This window comes from Sorangium sp. So ce385, from assembly GCF_051474135.1.
GTDB lineage: Bacteria > Myxococcota_A > Polyangia > Polyangiales > Polyangiaceae > Sorangium > Sorangium cellulosum_D.
The window spans coordinates 5,821,652-5,844,416 of the sequence record NZ_CP150337.1 but is presented as its reverse complement, the minus strand read 5'-3'; the positions used below and the strand labels follow the sequence as shown (position 1 = coordinate 5,844,416).

General features: G+C 71.6%; 16 protein-coding genes. 8 read left to right on the top strand and 8 right to left on the bottom strand.

All coding sequences use genetic code 11. From position 1 onward, the window contains the following. Positions 1–52: 52 nt before the first annotated feature. Both WME83_RS21230 and WME83_RS21225 read right to left on the bottom strand, forming a co-directional pair. The gene (locus WME83_RS21230; RefSeq protein ID WP_437321111.1) at positions 53–2,524 is read right to left on the bottom strand and encodes a serine/threonine-protein kinase; all 2,472 of its coding nucleotides are present in this window, start codon (positions 2,522–2,524) and stop codon (positions 53–55) included. Beyond that, a complete protein-coding gene (locus WME83_RS21225) occupies positions 2,521–3,270 on the bottom strand; it encodes an RNA polymerase sigma factor (protein ID WP_437321110.1) in 750 nt (249 codons plus the stop codon). Before WME83_RS21225 ends, WME83_RS21230 begins: the two co-directional genes overlap by 4 nt. A gap of 226 nt (positions 3,271–3,496) precedes the next feature. On the opposite strand from WME83_RS21225, the gene WME83_RS21220 reads away from it, so the two are divergent. After that, on the top strand, positions 3,497–3,676 hold the full coding sequence (locus WME83_RS21220; RefSeq protein ID WP_437321109.1) for a hypothetical protein: 180 nt from the start codon (positions 3,497–3,499) through the stop codon (positions 3,674–3,676). 17 nt (positions 3,677–3,693) lie between these two features. Next, entirely contained in the window at positions 3,694–5,013 is a 1,320-nt protein-coding gene (locus WME83_RS21215) for a hypothetical protein (protein ID WP_437321108.1), read from the top strand. A gap of 19 nt (positions 5,014–5,032) precedes the next feature. On the opposite strand, the gene WME83_RS21210 is transcribed toward WME83_RS21215, so the two are convergent. Next, a complete protein-coding gene (locus WME83_RS21210) occupies positions 5,033–6,535 on the bottom strand; it encodes a hypothetical protein (RefSeq protein WP_437321107.1) in 1,503 nt (500 codons plus the stop codon). Between the two features lie 609 nt (positions 6,536–7,144). Between WME83_RS21210 and WME83_RS21205 the strand changes: the two genes are divergently transcribed. The 3 genes from WME83_RS21205 to WME83_RS21195 all read left to right on the top strand — a co-directional run bounded on the left by WME83_RS21205 (position 7,145) and on the right by WME83_RS21195 (position 11,971). Continuing rightward, positions 7,145–8,032: a hypothetical protein gene (locus WME83_RS21205; RefSeq protein ID WP_437321106.1), complete on the top strand. Its 888-nt coding sequence runs from the start codon at positions 7,145–7,147 to the stop codon at positions 8,030–8,032. Positions 8,033–8,390: 358 nt separating this feature from the next. Further along, positions 8,391–10,520, top strand: a complete 2,130-nt coding sequence (locus WME83_RS21200; protein WP_437322023.1) for a molybdopterin oxidoreductase family protein — start codon at positions 8,391–8,393, stop codon at positions 10,518–10,520. Then, entirely contained in the window at positions 10,520–11,971 is a 1,452-nt protein-coding gene (locus WME83_RS21195; RefSeq protein WP_437321105.1) for an FAD-dependent oxidoreductase, read from the top strand. Before WME83_RS21200 ends, WME83_RS21195 begins: the two co-directional genes overlap by 1 nt. A gap of 173 nt (positions 11,972–12,144) precedes the next feature. Here the strand turns inward: WME83_RS21195 and WME83_RS21190 are convergent, their stop codons facing one another. Genes WME83_RS21190 through WME83_RS21180 form a run of 3 tightly spaced genes read right to left on the bottom strand, consistent with a single transcriptional unit; the run spans position 12,145 to position 15,113 of the window. Further along, a complete protein-coding gene (locus WME83_RS21190; protein WP_437321104.1) occupies positions 12,145–13,599 on the bottom strand; it encodes a hypothetical protein in 1,455 nt (484 codons plus the stop codon). Positions 13,600–13,612: 13 nt separating this feature from the next. Continuing rightward, positions 13,613–14,881, bottom strand: a complete 1,269-nt coding sequence (locus tag WME83_RS21185; protein WP_437321103.1) for a DUF2169 domain-containing protein — start codon at positions 14,879–14,881, stop codon at positions 13,613–13,615. A gap of 13 nt (positions 14,882–14,894) precedes the next feature. Then, positions 14,895–15,113, bottom strand: a complete 219-nt coding sequence (locus WME83_RS21180) for a hypothetical protein (protein WP_437321102.1) — start codon at positions 15,111–15,113, stop codon at positions 14,895–14,897. A gap of 550 nt (positions 15,114–15,663) precedes the next feature. Here WME83_RS21180 and WME83_RS21175 point away from each other — a divergent pair. The 3 genes from WME83_RS21175 (at position 15,664) to WME83_RS21165 (ending at position 20,100) form a co-directional block, all read left to right on the top strand. Next, positions 15,664–17,034 (top strand): tyrosinase family protein, encoded by a 1,371-nt coding sequence (locus tag WME83_RS21175; protein ID WP_437321101.1) that lies wholly within the window; start codon positions 15,664–15,666, stop codon positions 17,032–17,034. A gap of 233 nt (positions 17,035–17,267) precedes the next feature. Further along, positions 17,268–19,028: a DUF2169 family type VI secretion system accessory protein gene (locus tag WME83_RS21170; RefSeq protein ID WP_437321100.1), complete on the top strand. Its 1,761-nt coding sequence runs from the start codon at positions 17,268–17,270 to the stop codon at positions 19,026–19,028. Between the two features lie 490 nt (positions 19,029–19,518). Beyond that, positions 19,519–20,100, top strand: coding sequence for a hypothetical protein (locus tag WME83_RS21165; RefSeq protein WP_437321099.1), 582 nt, complete (start codon positions 19,519–19,521; stop codon positions 20,098–20,100). 265 nt (positions 20,101–20,365) lie between these two features. Here WME83_RS21165 and WME83_RS21160 read toward each other — a convergent pair whose 3' ends face one another. Next, positions 20,366–22,294 carry a serine/threonine-protein kinase gene (locus WME83_RS21160; protein WP_437321098.1) on the bottom strand — a complete coding sequence of 643 codons (1,929 nt, stop codon included), beginning with the start codon at positions 22,292–22,294 and terminating at the stop codon, positions 20,366–20,368. 47 nt (positions 22,295–22,341) lie between these two features. Further along, positions 22,342–22,686, bottom strand: a complete 345-nt coding sequence (locus tag WME83_RS21155) for a molybdopterin oxidoreductase (protein WP_437321097.1) — start codon at positions 22,684–22,686, stop codon at positions 22,342–22,344. Between the last annotated feature and the right edge of the window lie 79 nt (positions 22,687–22,765).

Sequence of the window (22,765 nt, the reverse complement as noted above, 5' to 3'; positions counted from 1 at the left end):
TTGGCGGTCCACGCTTTCGCGGCGCTGCGTGCGGTCGTTACCGCATCACCCGCTACCGGCGGATCAGCGCCGGGTCCATCAGATCGACCTCGCCGGGAGGCGGCTTGGCGGCAGGGCGCGCGCGCTGGACGGCGGGCGCTGCAGGGGGGCTGTCCTTGGCCGGCGGCGCGTCGGGACGGGCGCGCGCGCTGGACGGCGGGCGCGCTGGTGGGCTCGGCGGCGGCGCTGCGGCCGTGGCCCCCGCGCCCTGCGATGGCGGCGCGCCGTCCGGGAGGCCGGCGCCCTGCGACGGCGGCGCGGCCGCGGAGGCCCCGGCCTCCGGAGCGGGCGCCGTCGGCGCAGGCGGCGGTGGCGGCGCGGGCGCGGCTGCGCTGCGCGGGAGCGCGTGGCTCGGGCTCGGCGTCTCGTCGGTCGACGGCGCCGTCGCACCGGCGGAGGCAGGCGCCGCGAGCGGGCCCTCCGCGCCGCCCGGAGCGCGCAGCACGGCCACCAGCCCGGCGCCCAGCGCGATCGCCGCGCCCGCGACCAGGACGAGCGCGCCGCGCCGCCCCCGGGACGCAGCCGGCGCATTCCTGGTGCGCGCCGTGGTCGCCCGGTCCGAGGGCGCGTCCTCCGGGCGCGCGGCCGGCGCGCCCGCGTCCGCGCCCGGCGCGGCGCTCGCGTCCGCGGCCGCCGCGCCGGCCCCGGCGACGCGGGCGATGCGCTCGACCGAGAGCCGAGACCCCTCCGGCGCGTACGGCCCGAGCGCCTGCGCGAGCTCGGCGACGCTCTGAAAGCGCCGCGCGGGGTCCTTCTCCAGGCAGCGGAGCACGACCGCGGCGAGGCCCTCCGGGGCCTCGGGGCAGCCCTCGCGGAGCCCGGCGGGCGCGCCGGCCGCGATCTTCGCGCCCATGGCCATGAAGCTGCCCGCCGCGAACGGCGGACGGCCGGTGAGGAGCTCCTGCAGGACCACGCCGAGCGACCAGATGTCCGTGCGGGCGTCCACGCGCTTCGTGCTCTCGAGCTGCTCCGGCGACATGTACAGCGGCGAGCCCATGATCGCGTCGGGCGCGGTGATGCTCACGTCGAGCGGGAGCGTCACGGCGTGCGCGTCTTCGCCTGCCCGCGCGGCGTCGCTCGCGCGCGAGATCTTCGAGATGCCGAAATCGAGCACCTTGACGAGCGGCGAGCCGTCCCGCCGCGCGGTGAGGAACAGGTTCGACGGCTTCAGATCCCGGTGGACGATGCCGAGCGCGTGCGCCTCGGCGATCGCCTCCCCCGCCTGGAGCACGTAGTCCACCGCCACCCCGACCGGCAGCCGCTTCTTCTCGTGCAGGACCTGCCCGAGGTCCTTGCCGCTCAGGAACTCCATCACGATGAACGGCGTCTCGTCGTCGAGCGTGCCGACGTCCATCACCCGCGCGACGTGCTCGCTCTCGAGCCGCGACGCCGCCCGCGCCTCGCGGAGGAAGCGCGCCACGTCCCCGCCGCTCTTCCTGCCGCGCAGGAGCTTGAGCGCCACGTTCCGCTCGAGCGCCTCGTGCCGCGCGAGCAGCACGACCCCCATCCCGCCGCTGCCCAGCGTCCGCACCACCCGGTACTTGCCGGCGAGCAGCGTCCCCGGCGCGGCGGCCTGCGCCGGGTCGCCGGCCGCCGCGGCCGGGGCGGCGCCGAGGCCCTCGTCGGCGAGGAGGGCGGCGAGCTCGGCCGCGACCTCGGCGGCGCTCGCCGGGCGGCCCTCGGGGGCCTTGGAGAGCATCCGCGCGACAAGCGCCTCGAGCGCCGGCGGGGCGAGCGGGCAGAGCTCCCGGACCGCGGGGGGCCGCTCGACGAGGATCTTCACCAGCACCGCCTCGGTGTCCGCGCCCGAGAACGGCGCCCGGCCGGTCAGGCACTCGAAGAGCACCGCGCCGAGCGCGAACAGGTCGGTGCGCGCGTCGGGGGTCGCCGCGCCGCGCACCTGCTCGGGCGCCATGTAGCTCGGCGTGCCGACGAGCGTCCCGGCGCCGGTGACCGCGGCCGCGTTCGGCCCGCGCGCGAGGCCGAAATCGAGGAGCTTGACCCGATCGACGGCGCCGTCCTGCAGGAAGATGTTGCTCGGCTTGATGTCGCGGTGGACGAGGCCCTTCTCGTGCGCGGCGGCGAGGGCCGAGGCGACGCCGTGCCCGACCTCGGCCGCGTCGCGGACGCCGAGCGGGCCGGCGGCGAGCCGCTCCGCGAGCGTCACGCCCACGAGCCGCTCCATGGCGAGGTACCGCTCGCCCATCGGGGTGCTGCCGTGGGCGATGTAGCCGACGATCCCCGGGTGGGAGAGCGCGGCGAGCGCCTCGGCCTCCCGGTCGAACCGGGCGCTCGTCGCCTCATCGACGTCGCGCAGGAGCTTGAGCGCCACGCTCCGGCGCTCCTCGCGGTCCCAGGCCTCGAAGACGACGCCCATGCCGCCCTCCCCGAGCAGCGTGTCGACCTCGAACCTGCCGGCGACGACCTCGGGCTCCGCCGCGAGCGAGACGAGGCGCCCGACCCCCGCGTCGTCGACGAAGGTCACCGGGCGCCCCCGAGCAAGGCGCGGGACTCGGCCTCGAACTCGGCCTCGGAGCCGGTGATCTCCCGGAGCTTGTCGAGGAGCAGGCCGCGGAACTCGCGCCGCGCGAAGGCGAGGTAGTTGGTCACGTCGGTGACCTTGATCCCGAGCTCCGCGGCGAGCTCAGCATAGGTGGGGCGGCCCTCGGGGCCCTCGTCGAGCACGTACCGCTCGAAGACGCGGAAGGTGAGCTGCTTGCCGCCCCGCTCGCAGCGCTCGCGGAGGGCGTCGACCGCCATCCCGACCAGGTGACGCGTCCACTCCCGGTCGAAGTACGTGTCGATCGAGTCGGGCGCGGGCACGGCGAGCGCCTCAATCTCCCGCTCGGCAGAGGGGAAGTCAAGGCTCAGCGTCACCGCATGTCCGCCGCGCTTCTGTCGCCCGCTGCTCTCGGCCTCCTTCATGACGAAGCGGTCGAGGCACATCTTCAGATAGGTGCGGAACAGCGCCCGCGCCGGGTCGTACGCGGAGAACGTGCGCTGCTCGAGCGCGCGCGCGAAGAAGCCCTGCGTCAGGTCGGCGGCCCGCTCGCCCTCCATGCGCCAGCGGACGCGGAGGTGCTTGTACACCGGCTTCCAGTAGGCGCGCACCAGGATGTCGAACGAGCGCGCGCGCTCCGCCGGGTCGTCGCTGCCCACCGCGACGACGGCGGACCGGTGGGTCGTCGGAAACCTGCCTCGCGGGGGCCCGCGCGAGAAATCGTCGGCCATGCCTAAAGGGACGCGGGGGCCACGCGGAATAGGATCATCGACGAGGCGAAGCTACCACAGGCCGACCCCGGGAGGGAGCTCCGGCGGGCCGCGGGCCTGCCGGCGCTCCGAGGCGCTCCGCTGCCCGGCGCTCGGCGCTGCGGAGGCGCTCCTCCGTGGTACGGCCGGCGCCGCCTCGGAAGCACTCGATGTCTGATCCGACCATCCGTGACGAGGAGAACAGGACATGAACAAGGCATCTCGCTTGGCCCTTGCCTCGCTGCCCGCAGCGTGTGACGACGGGGTCGTCGACGTGGAAGGACAGCAGGTGACCTTCACGGAGCTCGGCGTCCGGGCCGCAGGTCCGGGGATCGGGCTGGCAGGCCGGGGCGATGCTCCGACGGCTTCTGAGACGTTCGACCGCTAGCGCCTCCCGAGGATCACGTGAACCCGCTCCGTCCGTTCCGTCGTACGCTCTGCGCTCCCCTCGCCGGGGCGCTCCTCGGCGCCTCCGCGCTGCTCTGGTGCCGGCAGGCCGCCGCCGAGGAGAGCGCCGCCGAGCAGCTGTTTCGAGAGGGCCGCGCGCTCCTTGTCGAGCAGCGCTTCGCCGAGGCCTGCCCCAAGCTCGAGGAGAGCCAGCGCCTCGAGCCGAGCCTGGGGACGAAGCTCAACCTCGCCTTCTGCCACGAGCGGCTCGGCCAGGTGGCCACGGCCTGGGTCGGCTTCCAGGAGGCGCTGATCACGGCGCGGACCGCGGGGGACGCGGCCCGGGAGGCGTTCGCCAGGGCGCGGATCGACGCGCTCGCGCCGCGGGTGCCCTGGCTCCGGGTGCGCGCCTCGGCGCGCGACGCGGGCGCCGACCAGGTGACGATCCTGCTCGACGGGGCGGCGCTCGATCCGGTCGCGTGGGACAAGGAGCTGCCGGTGGATCCGGGCGAGCACGTCGTGGCCGCGGCGCACCAGGGGGAGGTCTTCTGGGAGACGACGGTGGCGCTGAAGGAGTCGGAGCGCGTGGACGTCGCCGTGCCGGCGCCGGCGGAGGCGGCCCCGGCGCCCGTGCCGGCGGAGCCTGCGCCGGCGGACGCGTCGAGGCCGGCGCGGCGGCCCGCGGCGCGACCGCCGGCGGCGCGGCTGCCCAGGGCGCGGCTGCTGCCCGATGCGCAGCGCGATGGAGTGCGCGACGAGAGCAGCGTGCGCGCCGCCGCGCCGGGCGTATTGGACCGCCTCGTCTTCGAGGCAGGCGGGTTCATCGGTTATCTCTATCTGGAGGCAGACAAGATGGATGTCTGCAGCATCGGCGGGTATGGGGAGTGCTACTACGCTCTCTCCGAGGGTAGCTTCCTCGCAGGGGCGACGGGGTTCATCGGATACACGGCGACGGAGCGCCTGGACCTCGGCCTTCGCGCCCACCTCAGCCTTCACTCGAGCGCGGGCCTGCTCCTCGCGCTCGGCCCGTCGGTGTCGTACCCGCTCGGCGATCGCTTCAGGGTGGGATCGTCGCTGCTCTTCGGCACGGCGACGCAGAGCGGGACGGCCTACACGGAGGGCTATCAGTGGAGTGAGTCCGGCTCTTACTATGGTGGAGACATGGTGGAGGCCAGCGTGCCGCTGGGATTTTCTCTGGGCCTGGGCGCCGAGATCGGCATGAAGCTCACGGACAGCCCGTCGGGCTCGCTCTTCTTGCAGACCACGCCGCTGTTCCTCGTCGGCGCGGACGGCGTGGCGGCGTCCCTGCCGCTCGGCGTGGCCTACCGGTGGAACTGACGTCCCGAGCCGGCTGCGCTCAGGGCGCGGTCACGACGGTGATCTCGCCGGTCGCGTACAGCGCGGAGGTGTCCCACGCGAGCCCTGGGGCGAGCGGCACGTCGATGTCCACCGAAGCGAACGCCCCCGTGAGGTCGCCGCTCCAGCCGAGCAGAACCACGGTGTCCCCGGCCTGGAACGACGCCGAGCCGTCCGCCGGCCGGACCTCGAGCGCGCCGTCCAGGTGGACGTCACCGTCCACCTGGAGGAGCGGCAAGGCGCTCGACCCTGCGACCGTGACGCGGAAGGCGGCGCCCGGCCCCTGGGTGTAGCTGCCGGCGACGACGGTCGACGGGTGGACCTCCCCGACGGAGAGCTCGCCGGCCTGGATGTTGTCGAGATCGCCCACGAAGCTGCCGGTCTCGAGGCGCCCGCCGGCGAACTCGAAGTCGCCGTCCGCGACCTCCATCGCGCCCGCGATCAGGTCGCCGTCGGCGAGGCGCACCGAGGGCCCCAGGTAGGGGTAGGGATCGCCGCCGGCCCAGGGCGCCGTCCGGAGCAGGCCGCCGATGCTCACGAAGGCGTGCTTGTCGACGAGGAGCGACGGGGACTGGTTGCCGACGGCGAAGACGGTGACGTCGCCGCTGTTGAGCCACGATGCATGGACATCGTTCGCCCAGACGAAGCCGCCGCCGAGCTCGGAGTGGATCTCGGTGTCTTCCGTCACGAGGGTCCCATAAGCCCCGACGGTGAGGGTGCCGTATCCGCGGTTCGCCCCCACGCGCAGGAGCCCTTGGTTGGTCCACGTGCCGCCCCAGCCGCTCACCGTCGCGTGGCTGTTCAGGAGGTCATCGCCGTCGATGCTCGCGCCCACCGTGAACAGCTGGCCGCGGTGAATGTTCAGGAGGCCGCGGCTCGCCACGCCGAGGACGAACTCCCCCGTGCTCACCCACCTCGTCGCGGAGCCCGTGATGACGACCTCGCCCCCGCAGATCGAGCAGCCGTGGACCCCGCCGATATAGACGTCATGGGAGAAGAGGCTCCCTCCTTGCTTGAGCTCGACGTAGCCCTGCCCGAGGTCGCCGATGTAGGTGTCTCCTTCGCTCGTCAGGGTGGCGTCGTATCCCTCGACGAACAGGCGGCCATGACCCAGCGTGCCTCTCACGCCCACCACGAGATCATCGGTGGTCACCTCGGCGCCGTTCCGGACGACGACCCAGCCCTCGGAGAGGTTGGCTCTGCCGATCCCCATGGTTCCATGGTTGATCCATGTCGAGCCATACCCCTCGACCAAGACGGTGCCGAAATCGGCGCTCCCCCCGTTCACGGACGCGCCGGGGCTGATCAACGTCCCGCCATGGGTCACCTCGACCGTCCCGGATCCCACGACGAGCTGGCTCGTCCCCAGGTCCCAAGGATCGGACGGATTCTGAGGCGATACGTTGCCCGCGATGGTCACGTCTGCATGGGCTGGCTCTGCCATGCCCGCCGACGCGGCGACGAGCAGGGTCGAGAGAGCGTATCGAGCTTGGTATTTCATCATTCTCATCCCTCCACGAGAAGGTTCCGTGCGCGTGAGAGCACGCCATTGCCTGATGCCTCCGCAGCGCTGGAGCACCATGCGAATGTGGTCTCCCACGATGAAATGCATAGGCGAACGAATTCGCTTATGCAATGGATTTTGTCGCGTCATCGCGACCTGGGATCGCACGTGACCTGGCGGCAAAAATCGAATCACAGAGTTCCGCGGCATCATCGCCAGGGCCGATCCTGGGTAACGCGCTGCAGCGCCGCCATCTCCGGTGCCTCGATGAGCTTTCCTCAGGCGCTGGTGCCGGTCCGGCTCGGATAGCTGAGCTTGCCTCCGGCATCGGCGACGGTCCCGCTTCGATAGTTGAGCTTTCCTCCAGCATCGGAGGCGATCCCGCTTGGATAGCTGAGCTTTCCTCCAGCATCGGAGACGGTCCGTCCCGGTATCGGCCGTCGAAATCTTGCCAGGTCCGTTGACCGCTCGAGACGGGTGCTTACCCCTGGCACGAACGTCCGGCGCGCGCCGGACGCTCACAACACGTCCAGCGCAGGGGAGTAGGGAGCACGGCGCTTGTGTCCCTTCGCCGCCTGACGAAGGACATCGACGAGAGGAGCTCCCCTCATGGCCAAGCCTTCCGCTCGGGTCAACAAGAAGAAGCCGGCTCCCAGCGCGCTCGCGGCGCCGCCCCAGGCAGCGGCGGCGTTCGACAGGATCCTCCCCGAGATTGAGGGGCTGAGCCCGGATCGGCTCGTCTCCATCAAGATCGACATCCCTCGCGCCGTCTCTCAGGTGCTCGGCGTGCTGCCAGGCCTGCTCGCGCTGCGCCCCGCCATCGCCGCGCAGCTGCAGCAGCACGAGCTCGCGCTGCTCGACCGGCTCGAGACCTACGCGCTCGCCGCCTGGTACGCGCACCTCCTGTGGCTGTCCAGCGGAAGTGCCGAGAACGCGCTGAAGCCGCTCCTCGCCGAGGCGGCCGCGCTGCGCGAGAACCTGCTGGGCGACGCCGAGGCGCTCGCCCGTCGCGGCCTGCTCGACGCGGCGGCGGTCGCGGAGATCCGCGCGGGCCACGGGCACATCGACACGGCCAACGACCTCGTGGCGCTCTCGGCGCTCCTCGGCGGGCGCTGGCCCGACATCGCCGGTAAGACGGCGGCGACCGAGGAGGAGGTGAAGCGCGCCGGCGAGATCGGGCCGCAGCTCCTCACCGCCCTCGGCGCGCGGGAGCACGGCAGGGCGCCCCGGCCGACCGACGTCGCGGACAAGCGGGCGCGCGCGTTCGCGCTGCTCGTGCACGCCTATGATCAGACCCGCCGCGCCGTGACGTACCTGCGCTGGAACGAGGGAGACGCGGACATGATCGCTCCATCGCTCTACAAGGGCCGCGGCGGCCGCGCCGCGTCATCCAGCGACCCCGCGACCGAGCCCGCGGACACCTCCGGTGCGGCCGAGACGGCCTCGCCGGAGGTGCCGCCGGAGGGGGCATATCGAGAACACGGTGATCTCCGCTGAAACCGACTCCCGGAGCTGCGCGATGATGCCGTCGAGGATGGCGTCGTCGCCTAGGTTCATGGCGCCGTAGGGCACTGAAATGCCGACTCGGAACAGTCCGGCCGTGTAGTCCTCCTCATCGGCGGGAGCGCGTCTCGGCGGGAGCGCGTCTTCGTGAGCAGGCCCCACAGGCGCGGGTGCCGATCCTGCGATCGGTCGAGCTCCTGCACGTCGCCGGCGGCGGCGATCTCGGGCACACCAGGCCGATCTCGATCTCCGCGTCCGATTTACCCGCCGCACATTTCGGCGAAACTCATGGGAAACACGGCGACCGCTATACCGGTCCGGCGTGTTCGTCGCGGACGGCCACGCCCCCTCCATGGCCGCGCGCTCGTCCCTCCACCTCAAGGTCGTCACCTCCGAGACAACGCGGACCCACTGCCCGTACTGCGCCTTCCAGTGCGGCATGGTCGTGACCGATCTGACGCCCTTCTCCGGGCCGATCGAGGTCCGGCCGGACGAGGAGTTCCCCGTCAACCGCGGGCAGATGTGCATCAAGGGGTTCACCTCCGCGGCGCTGCTCGACCACCGCGAGCGGCTGACGTCGCCGCTGCTCCGCGGGCGCGACGGCCGCCTCCTCCCGGCGCGGTGGGAGACGGCGCTCGATTTCATCGCCGAGCGGCTCCTCCGGCTGCGCGAGGCCCACGGCCCCGCGGCGCTGGCCGCGTTCGGCAGCGGCGCCCTGACGAACGAGAAGACCTATCTCCTCGGCAAGTTCGTCCGCCTGGCCCTCGGGTCGCCGAACGTCGATTACAACGGCCGCTACTGCATGTCCTCGGCGGCGGCGGGGCAGAACAAGGCGTTCGGCGTCGATCGCGGCCTGCCGTTCCCGGTGTCCGACATCGCCCAGACCAAGACGCTCCTCCTCTGGGGCGCGAACTGCGCGGAGACGCTGCCGCCCATCATGCAATGGATCTACGCGCAGCGCGACAGCGGCGGCGCGCTGATCGTCGTCGACCCGCGGCGGACCGACACGGCGCGCGGGGCGGCGCTGCACCTCCAGCCCACGCCCGGGTCCGACCTCGCGCTCGCCAACGGCCTGCTCTACCTGGCGCTGGAGGAGAAGCTCGTCGACACGGCGTACATCGCCGCGCGCACCGAGGGCTTCGACGCGCTCCGGCGCGTCGTCCTCTCGTACCACCCGGCGCACGTCGAGCGGCTGACCGGGGTCTCGACGCAGGACCAGCTCCGGGCCGTGCGGCTCTTGGCCGAGGCGCCGAGCAGCATGCTGCTCTCGGGCCGCGGGCCGGAGCAGCAGTCCAAGGGCTCGGACACCGTCCTCTCCTTCATCAACCTGATGCTCGCGCTCGGCAAGATCGGCAAACCGTACAGCGGCTATGGCTGCCTGACCGGACAGGGCAACGGCCAGGGGGGCCGCGAGCACGGCCAGAAGGCGGATCAGCTCCCCGGCTACCGGCTGATCGAGGACCCGGAGCACCGGCAGGCGATCGCCCGCGTCTGGGGCGTCGACCCGGCGGAGCTGCCGTCCAAGGGGAAGAGCGCCTACGAGCTGCTCGACGCGCTCGGCCCCCAGGGCGGGATCCGCGCGCTGCTCGTGTTCGGCTCCAACGTGGTGGTCGCGTCGCCGAACGCGCTCAACGTCGAGCGCAAGCTCGCCGCGCTCGACCTGCTCGTGGTCTGCGACGCCTTCGTGAACGAGACCGCGGCCTCCGCCCACGCCCTGCTCCCCGTCGCCCAGTTCGCGGAGGAGGAGGGCACGATGACGAACCTCGAAGGGCGGGTGATCCTCCGGCAGCGGGCGCGCCGGCCGCCCCCCGGGGTGAAGAGCGATATCGAGATCTTCTGCGAGCTCGCGCGCCGGCTCGGCGCGGGCAAGCACTTCCAGTACGAGGGCGCGGAGCAGGTGTTCGACGAGCTGCGGCGGGCGACCGCGGGCGCGAAGGCGGACTACAGCGGCATCACCTACGACAGGATACGCCGCGAGCGAGGCGTGTTCTGGCCGTGCCCGTCGACCGAGCACCCGGGGACGCCGCGCCTCTTCGCCGATCGCTTCCATCACCCCGACGGCCGGGCGCGCTTCCACGCCGTCCACCACCGGCCGGCCGCCGAGCTCCCCGACGACGCGTATCCGCTCTACTTCACGACGGGCCGCTACAAGGAGCATTACAACTCCGGCGCCCAGACGCGCCGGGTCTCCGCGCTGGACGAGGCCAAGCCCGAGCCGAAGGTCCAGGTCCACCCCCGGCTGGCGGCGCGGCTCGGCGTGGTCGAAGGCGACTGGCTGCTCGTCGAGAGCCGCCGAGGCTCGGTCGTCTTCCGGGTCTCGGTCACGCCGGAGATCCGGCCCGACACGCTGTTTGCGCCGTTCCACTGGGGCGGCAAGAAGGCCGCCAACGTCCTCACCAAGCCGGCGCTGGACCCGACCAGCCGGATGCCGGAGTTCAAGGTGTGCGCCGTCAGGGCGCGCCGGGTCTCGGAGTCGAACTGATGCGAAGGAAGGACCTTGTCGTCGTTGGCAATGGCATGGCCACCTGCCGCCTGCTGGACGAGCTCGTCTCGCGCGGCGCCCGGGACCGCTACGACATCACCGTGTTCGGCGAGGAGCCGGGCGGGGCGTACAGCCGCGTCCTGCTCAGCAAGGTGCTCGCGGGCGAGGCGCCCGACGCCATCGTGACGAAGCCGCCGGCGTGGTACGAGCGGAACGGCGTGAAGCTCGTCAGCGGGACGTCCGTGGCGCGGCTCGACACCGCGGCGAGGATGGTCGTGACGGAAGGCGCCGCGGCCCAGCGCTACGACGTCGCGGTGATCGCCACCGGGAGCCGGCCGCTCGTCCCGCCGCTCGAGGGGATGACGACGGCGGAGGGCGATCTGCGCCCGGGCGTCTTCGTCTACAGGACCATGGATGATTGCCTCCGGATGCGCGGCCACGCGCGGGCGGGAGACAACGCGATCGTGGTCGGCGGCGGGCTGCTCGGCCTGGAGGCCGCCAAGGTGCTGAGCGACATGGGGCTGCACGTGACCGTCATCCACGTCGCCAAGGGCCTCATGAACGCGCAGCTCGATCAGATGGGCGGCGACATGCTCGAGCAGCAGATCGAGCGCTGCGGGATCTTCGTCCGCACCGGGCGCACGGTCGAGGCGATCTGCGGGGACGAGGTCGTGGAGGGGGTCCGGCTCGACGACGGCAGCGTGCTCCCGGCGGACATGGTGATCCTGGCGTGCGGGGTGCGGCCGCGCGTCGACGTGGCGCGCGCCTCGGGGCTGCCCATCAACAAGGGCATCGTGGTCAACGACACCATGGCCACCCAGGTGCCCGGCGTCTACGCGATCGGGGAGTGCGCGGAGCACCGGGGCAAGCTCTACGGCATCGTGACGCCGATCTGGGAGCAGGCCGCCGTCCTCGCGGATCTCCTGACGGGCGCGAACCCGCAGGCGCGCTACCGGGGCTCGAAGCTCTACAGCCGGCTGAAGGTGGCGGGGGTCGACGTCACCTCGATGGGCAGCGTCGAGCCGGAGCTCGAGAGCGACGAGGTGCTGCAGATCGTGGAGACGCGGAAGTGCACGTACCGGAAGCTCGTCCTTCGCGACGGGCGGCTCCTCGGGGCCATGTTCGTCGGCAACACCGCGGCCTCGGCGGCGCTCGTGCAGCTGTTCGATCGCAACGATCCGCTGCCGGCCGACCCGCTGGAGGTGCTCTGCGCGGGCGGCGGCGCTGGGGCGGCGGCGCAGGGCGAGCGGATGATCTGCAATTGCAACAAGGTCAGCGAGTCGGCGCTCCGAGAGGCGATCCAGGGGGGCGCCTGCACGCTCGAGGCGGTGTGCGCGGCGACCAAGGCGGGCACGGGGTGCGGCTCGTGCCGCAGCGAGGTCGCGCAGATCGTGGCCCGCCACGCCCCCGCGGAGGAGCCGCCCGCGGGCCGCATCGTGGCCGCGGGGTAGGCGCGAGATCCTGGGCTCATGATGAGAAGGGTTTGAACCACAGAGGCACAGAGGGCACAGAGGAGAGAGAAGAGGAAGAGAGAACAAGACAGTAGAAATCTCTCTCTCCTCTTCCCTCTGTGCCTGTGTGGTTCTCTCCGTGAAACCGGGGCTCGGTCCGGCGATGAGGACTCTCAGGCGCCGGCCGCGCCCGGCGCGCGCGCGACCCAGGCGAAGCGATCGTCGACCCCCGCGCCGCCGCCGCTCCCCTCGTTGGCCCGCTCGGACCAGGCGAAGCGCCCGCTCCCGCGCGCCTTCGCGCTCGCGGGCGCCTCTCCCCTCCAGGTGAACCGGTCGACGCCTGAGGTCTTGTCGATCCCGACGTCGTCGTCCTCCCCCGCGATGCGGTCGTAGACGCTGTCCCGGTCTCCGAGCGCGAACGGGCCGAAGCTGTAGCCGTCCGAGCCCGCGTCGAGGTCCCCGATGTCGTGGTACTGCGCGTCGATGGAACTGTAGGCCTTCCCGCCGATCTTCTTCGTGTATTTGAACCCGTTCGCCAGGGCCGTGTACTTGAGGATGCTGCTGACCTTCCTCGACTGGAGGAGGCTCTGCTCGGTCACCTTCTTCCACGTCTTGATGGCGATGATCGTGTCCTTCGCCGAGATCGCCGCGGCCTTGGCGCTCTTCCCGAAGCGCTTCATCTGCTCGGCGGCGCCCTCCCCGAGCTCGGCGGCGCCCTGCTTGAACGACTTCCACAGGCTGCCGTCGGCGGCCTCCGCGAGCTCCTCGAGCAGCTCGTCGCTCTGGGAGCGCAGCCGGCCGAGCGCGTCCGAGAAGCCCTCCGCGGCCTGCTTGCCCACCTTGGACGCCACCTCGTCCGCGGCCTCCTCGGCGGACTCCTTCAGGATCTTTGCGAGCGTCCCCTCGGCGCTCTCCCGCGCGAACGCCTTGCCGGCCCGCTCGAAGAACGGCTGCGCGAGATCCGCGGCCCCCTTGGCCATGAACTTGGCGCCCTTCACCACGCCCTTGCCCGCGGCCTTGGCGCCCTTCCACATCTTGCCCGCGATCTGACCGCCGAACTTCATCAGGATATCCATCGCGATCTCGATCGCGATGTCGACGAGGCACGCCACGAAATCGGCGAAGGTGAAGCCGGCCTTGGCCGTGCCCCAGACGACCGTGAAATCGAGCGGCAGGCTGACCGGGCTGTTGCACGCGAGGTGGAGCGAGAACGGCACCGTCTTGAACGGTGAGCACGCGAGATCGCACACGGTCTCGCCGAAGATCGGGTTGTCGCACGCGATCGCGACGCCGCTCGTCCCCCAGACCGAGATCGAGCTGCCGAAGAGGATGGTCCAGGGCAGCAGCGGATTCCACCCCTGGACCACATCGACGTGCGGGACGACGAGGCTGGCGTCGCTCCCCCGCCCCATCCAGTGCACGCCGTCGAGCTGTATCTCGCGCTTGCCCTGCTCCGACCAGAACGAGAACAGGTGGGTGCCGCTGACCAGGCCGACGTCGAGGTGCGGCCAGTACTTCTGCGGCACGTAAGCCCCAGGCGGCGGCATCGGCCACCAGAACAGGGCCTCGTGCCACGAGAGGCCGATGAACACGTTCCACCGCGTGACGGTCAGACAGCCGTAGCCCATCGACAGCGCTCCTTCACCGCCGGTTCGCCGCCGCTTCACCGCCGCGCCGCGGTCCAGCGTCCAGCGTCCAGCGCACCTCGCGGCGCAGGTTCATCTTCTGCTCCTCGGTGAGCTCCAGGGCCACGGGGGCCCGGGCGCTCCAGACCACGACGACCTCGCCCGGCACGGGGCGCACGACCACGGAGCAGAGGTGCGTCTCCACCTCGGTCAGCCGGCCCGGATCGAGCTCCAGGTGCACCCGGGGCGCCTCGGCGGGCAGGTGAAACGAGTAGACCTGCCGGTTCGGGTGCAGATTCCGCAGCTCGAAATAGTCGCCCGGCGCGAGATCGGAGACGCTCATCCCGGGAGAGGCCGTCTGGGCATGCTCGAGGCGCAGGGGCGCGCCGGGGTCCTGGTACAGCGGCGGAATCTCGAGGATATCCCGGGCGGCCCAGCCCCGCTCGACCTCGGCGGGGAGCTTGCCGTCGGTCTGGCAAGACGGCGCGAGCCCGAGGTACGCGAGCCGGGGGAACCAGGCCATCGACTGGAAGTCCCACCCCGCCGGGAGCGGGGCGTGGATCCATCGGTACGGCTTGCCCACGGCGAGGCGCTGGGGGGTCAAGGGGTCGAACGGGTGCTCGAGGTTCGGGATCGGCAGCCCCGTGAAGCTCTCGGCGTCGAGCTCCATCAGGTAGCCGTAGCCGCACGGATTCCTGGGATAGTGATAGGGCGTGTCGGCCAGCGCGCTCATCCCCCGCCGGGCATCCTGGATGAACTGGCCGAGGATATCGCCGTTGCGCCCGAGCGCCGTGAGGTCGACGCCGCCATATGCGTAGTCGTAGCGGACCGGGACCACCTCGATCGGGGCCGCCTCGGAGAAGCGAGGCCGGCCGGCGCGATCGAGCTCTCCGAGGCGATCGCCGTGGACCACGATCTCGCGCTGGTGCTTGCCGAACTGCACGCTGGCGGTGAGCTTGCGGGTGGCTGCGTCGTAAGCGTGGGCGAACGCCTGCACGACGACGTCGGTCGCCCGCCGGAACGGGAGCAGCTCGTCGACGGCGATCGGCGGGGAGACGCGCGGCGGCTTGCGCTTGTCGTTGTACGGGATCTCGTCGTCGTGCAGGACCTCCTGCCGTCCCGGGGCGTCGAGCTCGCAGCGCCCGTTGTGGATGCGGTAGGTGCGCTTCATGACCCAGGCGATCCACGGGCGCCCGTCGGGCTCGCCCTGGAGCAAAAGCTCGGTCCTGCGGCGCGGTCGCTGCGCCGGCGCGGGCGCGGCGGGCGGCGTCGGGTCGTCGGTCACGGGCGCCTCCGGATCACTCGGCCTCGTAGATGCGCCACCGGCCTCGCCAATAGTTCTTCTCCGGCTCCTCGGCGTCGCCAGGCTGGCGCCGCGTGTCGGTGAGCAGCGGCTCCATCTGCTCCCAGAAGGCCTGGCCCAGCGCAGGGCCGAAGATCGCGGTGACCGTGTCCTTCATGAGCTCGTGGCGCTGCTCCTCCGGCAGCAGATCGAAGGCGTCGGGCGGCCGGGGCATGGCGTCATCCTACCCGGCGGGCGCGCGTGCGGGCGACCTTTCCGTCGCGTGCGCCACGAGGCACGCGCGTGCGGAGCGCACCGTCCGAGGACCGACGGCCGAGCGGAGCCGTCTTCGGAACGAGCCGTCACGTCCGTCGGAATACGCAGCGACGGGCGGCTCCTCGGGGCAGGTTCGTCGGCAACACCGCTGCTCGGCGGCGCTCGTGCAGCACCGGACGTCGTAGACGCTCCAGACGATCCGGCGTTCGTCGCCGGCGCTGCGAGCTGCGCACCTCATGTTATGATGTGGCGACAGGGGGCAGGATGCCGCACACGGCGCACCACGACAGCGTGTGCCGGACGGTCACGGCGGGATGCCGTCTGCGCGAAGCAAGGAGGCCAGTATGAACACAAGCATGTCTGTCGCAGCCGTGAGCGGTCGACTCTGGACGGGATCTCTCGTGTCCTTGACGTTGCTGACGCTCATGCCGTCATCATCGTATGCCCAGTGCCCCAGGCCTTCCAACGAGCCAGAGAGCTGTAAGCCACCAGCGCCGCCCGGGCCGCCGGTGCCATTTCAGGGAGACATCGGCGGCGGCACGCGCGTCCGAAAGAGCGCGTTCGAGCTGACGCCGATCGAGGTGGACAAGCTCAGGCAAGCCTTCGCCGCGCTCCGCAAGCTCTCCGACGACGATCCAGCGGACCCGCGGGGCTGGCTCCAGCAGGCGAACGTCCACTGCTGGAACTGTGGCGGAGGCGGGGCTTCCGTCGAGAATATCCACGGCAACTACTGGTTCCTCCCGTGGCATCGCGCCTATCTTTACTTCTTCGAGAAGATCCTGGGGAAGCTGGTCGGCGATCCGGACTTCGCCCTCCCGTACTGGGACTGGGACACGAGAGGACGCAACGTCATGCCTCCGCCGTACGTCATTCCGGGCGACGGGAGCAACCCGCTGTTCGATGCGTATCGTGGTGTCGCCCCGGGGCAGGCGATGCCCGCGTCGGCCACCAGCGCCGAGGAGATGAAGAGATTGTTGAGCCTGAGAGATTGGGCCAGCTTCATGGGCGGGCCTGCCGGCTCGCGCCGGCCGGGCGCGCTCGAGTTTGGTACCCACAACCGAGTCCACCAGTGGATCACCGACCCGAGGGGCCGGTCGAACTGCGGCGTGCAAAACATGGGCATCTTCTCCACCGCGGGGCAGGACCCGATCTTCTTCGCCCATCACGCCAACGTGGATCGGCTCTGGGACGTCTGGCGCAGCCTGGGCGGCGAGCAGCGGCTTCCGGCCGACGCCGCGTTCAGGCAGCGCACCTGGACGTTCTACGACGAGAACAAGCGGTGGGTCTCCATCTCGACGGATCAGATCCTGGATAACGCGGGATCGCTTCGTTACGAGTATCGCCGTCCGTCGCTCGTGGGCCGGATGGACCACGGTATCGCGGGGTCACATCCTCCGACCGGGGCTGTGACGCCCGCGCCGTCGAAATCCGTCGCGAAGGCGCCGGGGGCCGCGCAGCTCCTGACGTCCGAGCCGCAGACGGTGTCCGCGCCCGTCCTCGTCTCCGCAGAGCTCGCGCTCTTCGGGGCCGCACCGCCGTCGCTGGAGCCGACGGTGCGGCGGCTCCACATCGACGGCGTAGCCTTGCCGCCCGGCGGCTCCACGACCGTTCGCGTCTTCGTCAATCTCCCGGACGCGGACGAGCGAACGCCCCCGAGTGGCCCGAATTACATCGGAGCCTTCACGGTCATCCCCCATCATGGGAGCGGGCACGCCGATGTCACGCGCCAGGATGTGGCCTTCGAGCTGAGCGCGGAGACCGAGCAGGTCGTCCCCGGCGCGGGAGCGATCCTCGTAAGGCTGATCCCGCTGGCGGGCGAGGACATGCGGCCTCTCGGACTGACCCTGGAATACCAGAAGGTCTATGTCGCGACCGAGTGACCCCGATGCGGCGACCGGGGCGACGATCGTAGGACGGCGCGGTTGGGGTGGGCCTCATCACCCTGCAAAAAACGCCGCCAGGTGGCCCCATGACGGGCGGCGAGATGGCGTGCAGCACCCGCCGCTTCGTCTCGAAGCTCTCCTTCCGTGATCTGCGACATGTCGGGCTGCTCGCAGGAAGCGGTTTCTCGTTGATCTGCCGCGAGCCAACAGGAATCCTGCAGACTCGTGACATGAGCGAGCAGAACGCGACACTCCCGCTGGACTCCGCGCACGCCGGGCAGCTCGCGGCGCAGACGCTGCCGTTCGCGCCCGAAGGCGCGAGCGGCGGGATGGGCGGGGTCGTGTGCGCCTCGCTGACGCCGGCGGCCTCGGCGACGGCGGCCCGGGCGGCGGTCGATTCGGTCGCGTGGCGCCACGAGGGCGCGCTCCGGTTGACCGTCGTCGTCAAGGCGCGCTTCTCGATCGACGCCTCGCCGATGGCGCCGGCCGACGCGGTGGAGCCGATCCACGCGAAGGACGTGCACCACCGCGGCGGGCCGATGACGCACCTGACCGCGGCGAGCGATCGGGTGCCCTACCGCCAGTACGTGGACGTGACCGCCCTCGGCCACGCGTGCGCGCCGGGCGGCCGCCCCGTCGCCGAGATGACCGCGCGGTTCGCCCTCGTGCAGCGCGGCGCGCCGGGCGTCGACAAGGCGGTGCGCGTCGTCGGCCGCCGCAAGGAGGCCGGGGACGCGCCGGAGCCGTTCGCGCGGCTGCCGATCACCTACGAGCGCGCCGCCGGCGGGCTCGACGCGCCGGACAACCCGGTGGGCTGCGGCGAGGACGACGGCGAGCTGCCCAACGTGCTCGATCCGGCGGATCCGCGGCGGCCCGCCGGCTTCGGGCCGATCGCGGCGGTGTGGCCGGCGCGCAGCCGGCGGCTCGCGGCCGGCGCGCGCGCGGGGCTCGACGCCCAGGTGATGGAGGTGCCGAGCGGCGTCGACTGGTCGTACTTCCAGTGCGCGCCGCGGGACCAGCGGGTCAGCGCGCTGCAGGCCGACGCGGTCGTCGTGCTCGAGGGGTTCCACGCGGAGCGCCCGCGCCTCCAGAGCGCGCTGCCGGACGCGCGCGCCGCCGGTGCGGTGTACGGCCTCGACGACGCCGACCCCGACGCGCCGAGGCGGCTCGCGTTCCACGCCGACGGCCTGCACGTGGACGCCGATCGCCTGCTGTGCACGATCACGTGGCGCGCCCACGTCGAGCTGCGCGACCTCGCGCAGCGCGAGCGCCTGATGGTCGTCGCCGGCGTCGGCGTCGGGAGCGCCCCGGCGGTGCCGCCGCGGCGCCCGCCCCGCCCGAGCCCCGCGGCAGCCGCGCCGTCGCGCCCCGGCGATCCGCGCCGGCCCGCCGCGGGCGCGGGCGGCACGCTGGCGGTCGACGAGGCGCGCGCGCCGGAGAGCGCGGCGGCGCCGGCTGCGGCGCCCTCGACGCCCGCCGTGGCGCCCATGCCGCGCGCCTCGGTGCCCTCGCCGCCCACCGCGGCGCCCTCGCCGCCCACCATGGCAGCGCCCGCGCCGGCCGCGGCGCCCCCGGAGGAGCCGGTCTCGATCGAGCGCTACGCCGCCGTCACCTCGGAGCTCGCCGAGAAGGGCGCGGTTCGCAGCAAAGTGCTCTCCGCACACGACCTCGACGAGCCCACCTGGCGGAAGGCCGAGCGGCGCTGGCGCGACGCCCTGGAGCGCGAGCTGAAGCGCGGCGAGCGCGCCCTGCGCGAGCGCTTCGACGACGCCTACGTGAGCGCGTGGGAGCGGCGCCACCCCGACCGGTTCGGCGTCGCAGCGTACGCGCGCCTCCTCGGCGCCGAGCGGCGCGGCACGCTCACGCTGGAGATCGCCGACCAGGGGCTCGACGCCTCGCTCGGCATGCGGCTCAAGCGCGTGTGGCAGCGGCGCGCCGCCGCCAGCGCCGCCCTAGCCGAGCAGGTCGATCGCGCCCTCGCCGCCTGTTGAACGCGGCATGAGCACCTAGCACGCGGCGCGCCGTCGTGGGGCGCCGAGCGGCCGCCAGCCGCCAGACCGATGACCAGCGGCAGATCGCCACCGCTAGCTCCCTTCGCTGCCGAGCTGCTGACGCTTTCAGCGTCAGCAGAATCTCCCCTGAACCCCTGTGGACGACGCTGGACGACGCGACGACGGTGGACGACCGAAGGAGGACGTGGACGACGTCCTGGCACCCAAGTGCTTGATCTTATTCCAATTCACAAGCGAAAATTCGCCGAAATTGATGGAATTTCTGCGAAAAATCGCTTATAGATGAGCCTTACCTGCCGTGCTGCAAAGGCTCTTCTGGATCTGACGATGCGATTCTTAGTCTTTGAAATCATTGCACAAAGTAGCAATTATAGAGGCACGCAGAGCTTCGACCCGTCACGCAGCAGGGCAGATCGCGTCAGTGGCAAGGTCCAAGAGCCTGCGGATTCGAGCGGCGCTCGGAGTGGAAATGTCGAGAACAGATACAAAAGACCGAACAAATGTAAGCTCAAACGCAAAGCGTCAGCAAAAGCGAGATGACCTCTGGCCTGACGCCGAGAAAGAGGTTTTGGATTTCAGCGATAAGGGCACTGTAGGTTACGCACGCGTCCCACGATTGCTGCCGCACATTGCAGCGCTCATCGATCGGCTCGACACAACGAGCGCTGGAACGCTGTATAGCGTCCTATGGTGTCGAGACTACGGTCAGGGTTTTATTGAAGTGGATGATCCCACTCTGCTGGTTTTCGAAGCCGGCTACACGCACAGCGAAGCGCGCGCGCTGCGCACGTGGAAGGAGCGCATGGAGGTGCTCTCGCGATATGGATTTGTTCGAACGAAGGCTAAGGGGAGCCGTGAACACGGCTACATCTTGCTTCGCAATCCTTATCGAGCGGTATTGGAGCTTAATCGTGGCCGACCGGAGTTGATCGATTCGAAATGGATGGATCTTTTTAGAAGTCGGTGCACGGATATTGGGGTCTCGCTCTCCAAGTACGGTGTCGATAAAAGTCCAGGGGACACATCGCTCCTGACAGTGCTCTCAACATAGGAAACTGAAAGGAATAGCTCATGTTGGCGGATGCGGTGACGCTCATCTCTAATTACGGACCCGGAGCTGTGCTTATGGGTGTCCTCATCTACATCGTGCTAAAAGGAACCGTGTCCTTCCGCTATCCACGCTGACTCGGGTTGTTCTCGACTTAATGCGTGTCACCATAAAGCGTGAATCCCCCCAAATACTGCGTCAGCTGCTCTCCCTGGCGGTCCCATACAAGCCAATCATTTCGTTCCCATGGATGTGGTTCACTTCGGTCTCACCGCCGCAGCAGCGTCTCCGCCCCCGCCTGCGAGCTGCCCAGGCTGGCCCATCGCCCCGTGAGCTGCCTGCCCTCGATCGCATAGCTCACCACGCCGACCGGCTGCCCCGGCGACCAGCCCACCACGAGCTGGTCTCCCGAGCGGAGGCCCACGCCCTTCAGCGCGCCGGTGCTCAGCGCCCAGGTCACCGCGTACGTGTCGCCCGCGCGCGCGATGGCGACCGTCCCTCTCCGGCTCCCCTCGACGATGCGGTAGCTCCCGGTCAACCCCTCCGGCCCCTGCAGCGTCTCGGCCTCGATCTGGCCGGGCCGATCGCTCGCGATCCACTGCCCGCGGAGGCGATCGCCCTCGATGCGGTAGGCGGCCGCGCCGTACGGGCCGCCGCTCGCCCAGCCCACGGCGAGGGTCTGCCCCTGCAAGAACGCGATCCCCTCGTAGCCGGCGCCCTTCGTGATGATCCAGGCGATGCGGTACGCATCCCCGCTCCGCGACAGGAGGACGTTGCCCGCGTAGCTGCCCTGCCCGCCCGGGTTGCGCGACGCGGTGATGTCGTACGTGCCGGCCAGGTCGACGTCGCCGGCCGTCGCGGCGCCCGGGGGCCGCGCCGGCGCCGCCGAGGCGCTGCCGGGGGCCGCGCCGGCGCTGCCCGCGCTGCCGTGCGGCGGCGGCAGCGCCTCGGGCTCGGTCGCGCGCAGACGCTCGACGAGCACGACGCCGCCGACGACGAGGGCGGCGACGGCGAGCAGCCCGCCGCCGGCGATCGCGAGCAGCAGGCCCCAGGGCGCCCTCCGCGCCGGCCGGGCCGGGACCGGCACCAGGGTGCCGCCCGCCACGCCGCCGACGTCGGTGCCGGCGAGCGTCGGGGAGGTCAGGCCCGTGGTCGCCGGCGGGGCCGGCGCGAACGGCCCGTGCAGCGGGGCCGCGGGCCGGTGGGCGGCCGCGGCGAGCACGGGATCGAGCGCCGCCATGGCCTGCGCGGCGTCGGCGAAGCGAGCGCGGGCGTCGCGCGCGACGCACCGGGCGAACCAGGCGTCGAACCCCGCGGGGATCAGGTGCGGGCAGCCGAGGCGCGCGGCGCGGGCGGACGCCGGCTTCAGCGGGACGAACAGCACCTCGCGCATCAGCGACATGACCGAGGCGCTCGGCCCGCGGCTCGGCTCGAGCCAGTACATGCGCCCCGTGAGCAGCGTGAAGGCGAGCAGCCCGAGCGCCCAGACGTCCGACGCCGGGGTGACGTGCTGGGCCGCCTCGGTCTGCTCCGGCGCCATCCAGAGCGGCGTCCCGACCGACGCGGTCAGCGCCGTGGTGGCCCGCGCCTCGGCCACGATCTTCGCGACGCCGAAGTCGAGCACCTTGACCTTGAAGCGGACGTTCTGCTGCCGCGGCCGCGCGATGAAGACGTTCTCGGGCTTGAGGTCGCGGTGCACCACGCCCGCGCGGTGCGCCGCCGCGAGCGCGTGGCACAGCTGCCCCATGAGCTCGCGGACCTCGTCGGGCGGCAGCGCGCCGCGCTGCGCGACCACGGCCGACAGATCGGCCCCGTCGAGCAGCTCCATCGCGAGCCACGGGGTCTGCGTCGCCGGATCGACGCCGGCCGCGACCACCTCCACCACGTGGTCGCTCTCGATGCGCGCCCCCACCCGCGCCTCCTGCTCGAAGCGCTCGCGGAACCGCGGGTCCTGCGCGAGCTGCGCGTGCATCAGCTTCACCGCGCGCTGCTTGCCCGTGGAGAGCTGCTCGGCCACGAGCACGGCGCCCATGCCCCCCTGGCTCAGGGGGCGGACGATGCGGAAATCGCCCCCGAGGACGGTGCCGGGGGCGAGCGGTGCGGCTGTCGTGAGGTCGAGCATGGCGAGCGGGGGCGGCGCCGCGAGCGACGCGCTCCGGTAGCGTACCCCCGGACGCGCGACGAGGGGGCGCCGCAAAGCGCCCGGCGCCGCGGGCGAGGCGCCGTCGCCGGGTCCCCCAGGGCTCAGATCTCCGCCAGGCCGATGTCGATCGTCGCGAGGCCGCGCACGCCCTCGGGCGCGCCCACGGACAGCGCCAGCACGCTCTCCGGGGGGATGTCCTCGACGATGACGAGCGGCACGTGGATCGCCGCCTTGGCGCCGATCGGGAAGTAGCGCATCGGCTGGCCGTCGCGCTCGAGCAAGAGGTAGATGAGCTCGGACGTGGAGTTGCCGGCGCGCAGGTAGATGAGCTGGGCGCGCTTGTCCCGCGGGACCGTGTACCCGATCACGGGACGGAGGGGGACCGGCCGCTCCAGCCCCTGCCCCTCGAACGCGTAGACCCCCTGTATGAACCTCGGTGTTTCCAACGTGGCCTCCCGGGCGAGTCACCGGACGAGCGCGCCGCGCGGCGTGCGATTCGGCTGCACGGGAGTGATACGGCGCGGC

Excerpts from the sequence above, each read along its gene's own strand:
- WME83_RS21225 (WP_437321110.1), bottom strand. The coding sequence starts at position 3,270 with ATGGCCGACGATTTCTCGCGCGGGCCCCCGCGAGGCAGGTTTCCGACG.
- WME83_RS21220 (WP_437321109.1), top strand. The coding sequence starts at position 3,497 with ATGAACAAGGCATCTCGCTTGGCCCTTGCCTCGCTGCCCGCAGCGTGT.
- WME83_RS21210 (WP_437321107.1), bottom strand. The coding sequence starts at position 6,535 with ATGATGAAATACCAAGCTCGATACGCTCTCTCGACCCTGCTCGTCGCC.
- WME83_RS21205 (WP_437321106.1), top strand. The coding sequence starts at position 7,145 with ATGGCCAAGCCTTCCGCTCGGGTCAACAAGAAGAAGCCGGCTCCCAGC.
- WME83_RS21200 (WP_437322023.1), top strand. The coding sequence starts at position 8,391 with ATGGCCGCGCGCTCGTCCCTCCACCTCAAGGTCGTCACCTCCGAGACA.
- WME83_RS21195 (WP_437321105.1), top strand. The coding sequence starts at position 10,520 with ATGCGAAGGAAGGACCTTGTCGTCGTTGGCAATGGCATGGCCACCTGC.
- WME83_RS21190 (WP_437321104.1), bottom strand. The coding sequence starts at position 13,599 with ATGGGCTACGGCTGTCTGACCGTCACGCGGTGGAACGTGTTCATCGGC.
- WME83_RS21180 (WP_437321102.1), bottom strand. The coding sequence starts at position 15,113 with ATGCCCCGGCCGCCCGACGCCTTCGATCTGCTGCCGGAGGAGCAGCGC.
- WME83_RS21170 (WP_437321100.1), top strand. The coding sequence starts at position 17,268 with ATGAGCGAGCAGAACGCGACACTCCCGCTGGACTCCGCGCACGCCGGG.
- WME83_RS21165 (WP_437321099.1), top strand. The coding sequence starts at position 19,519 with ATGTCGAGAACAGATACAAAAGACCGAACAAATGTAAGCTCAAACGCA.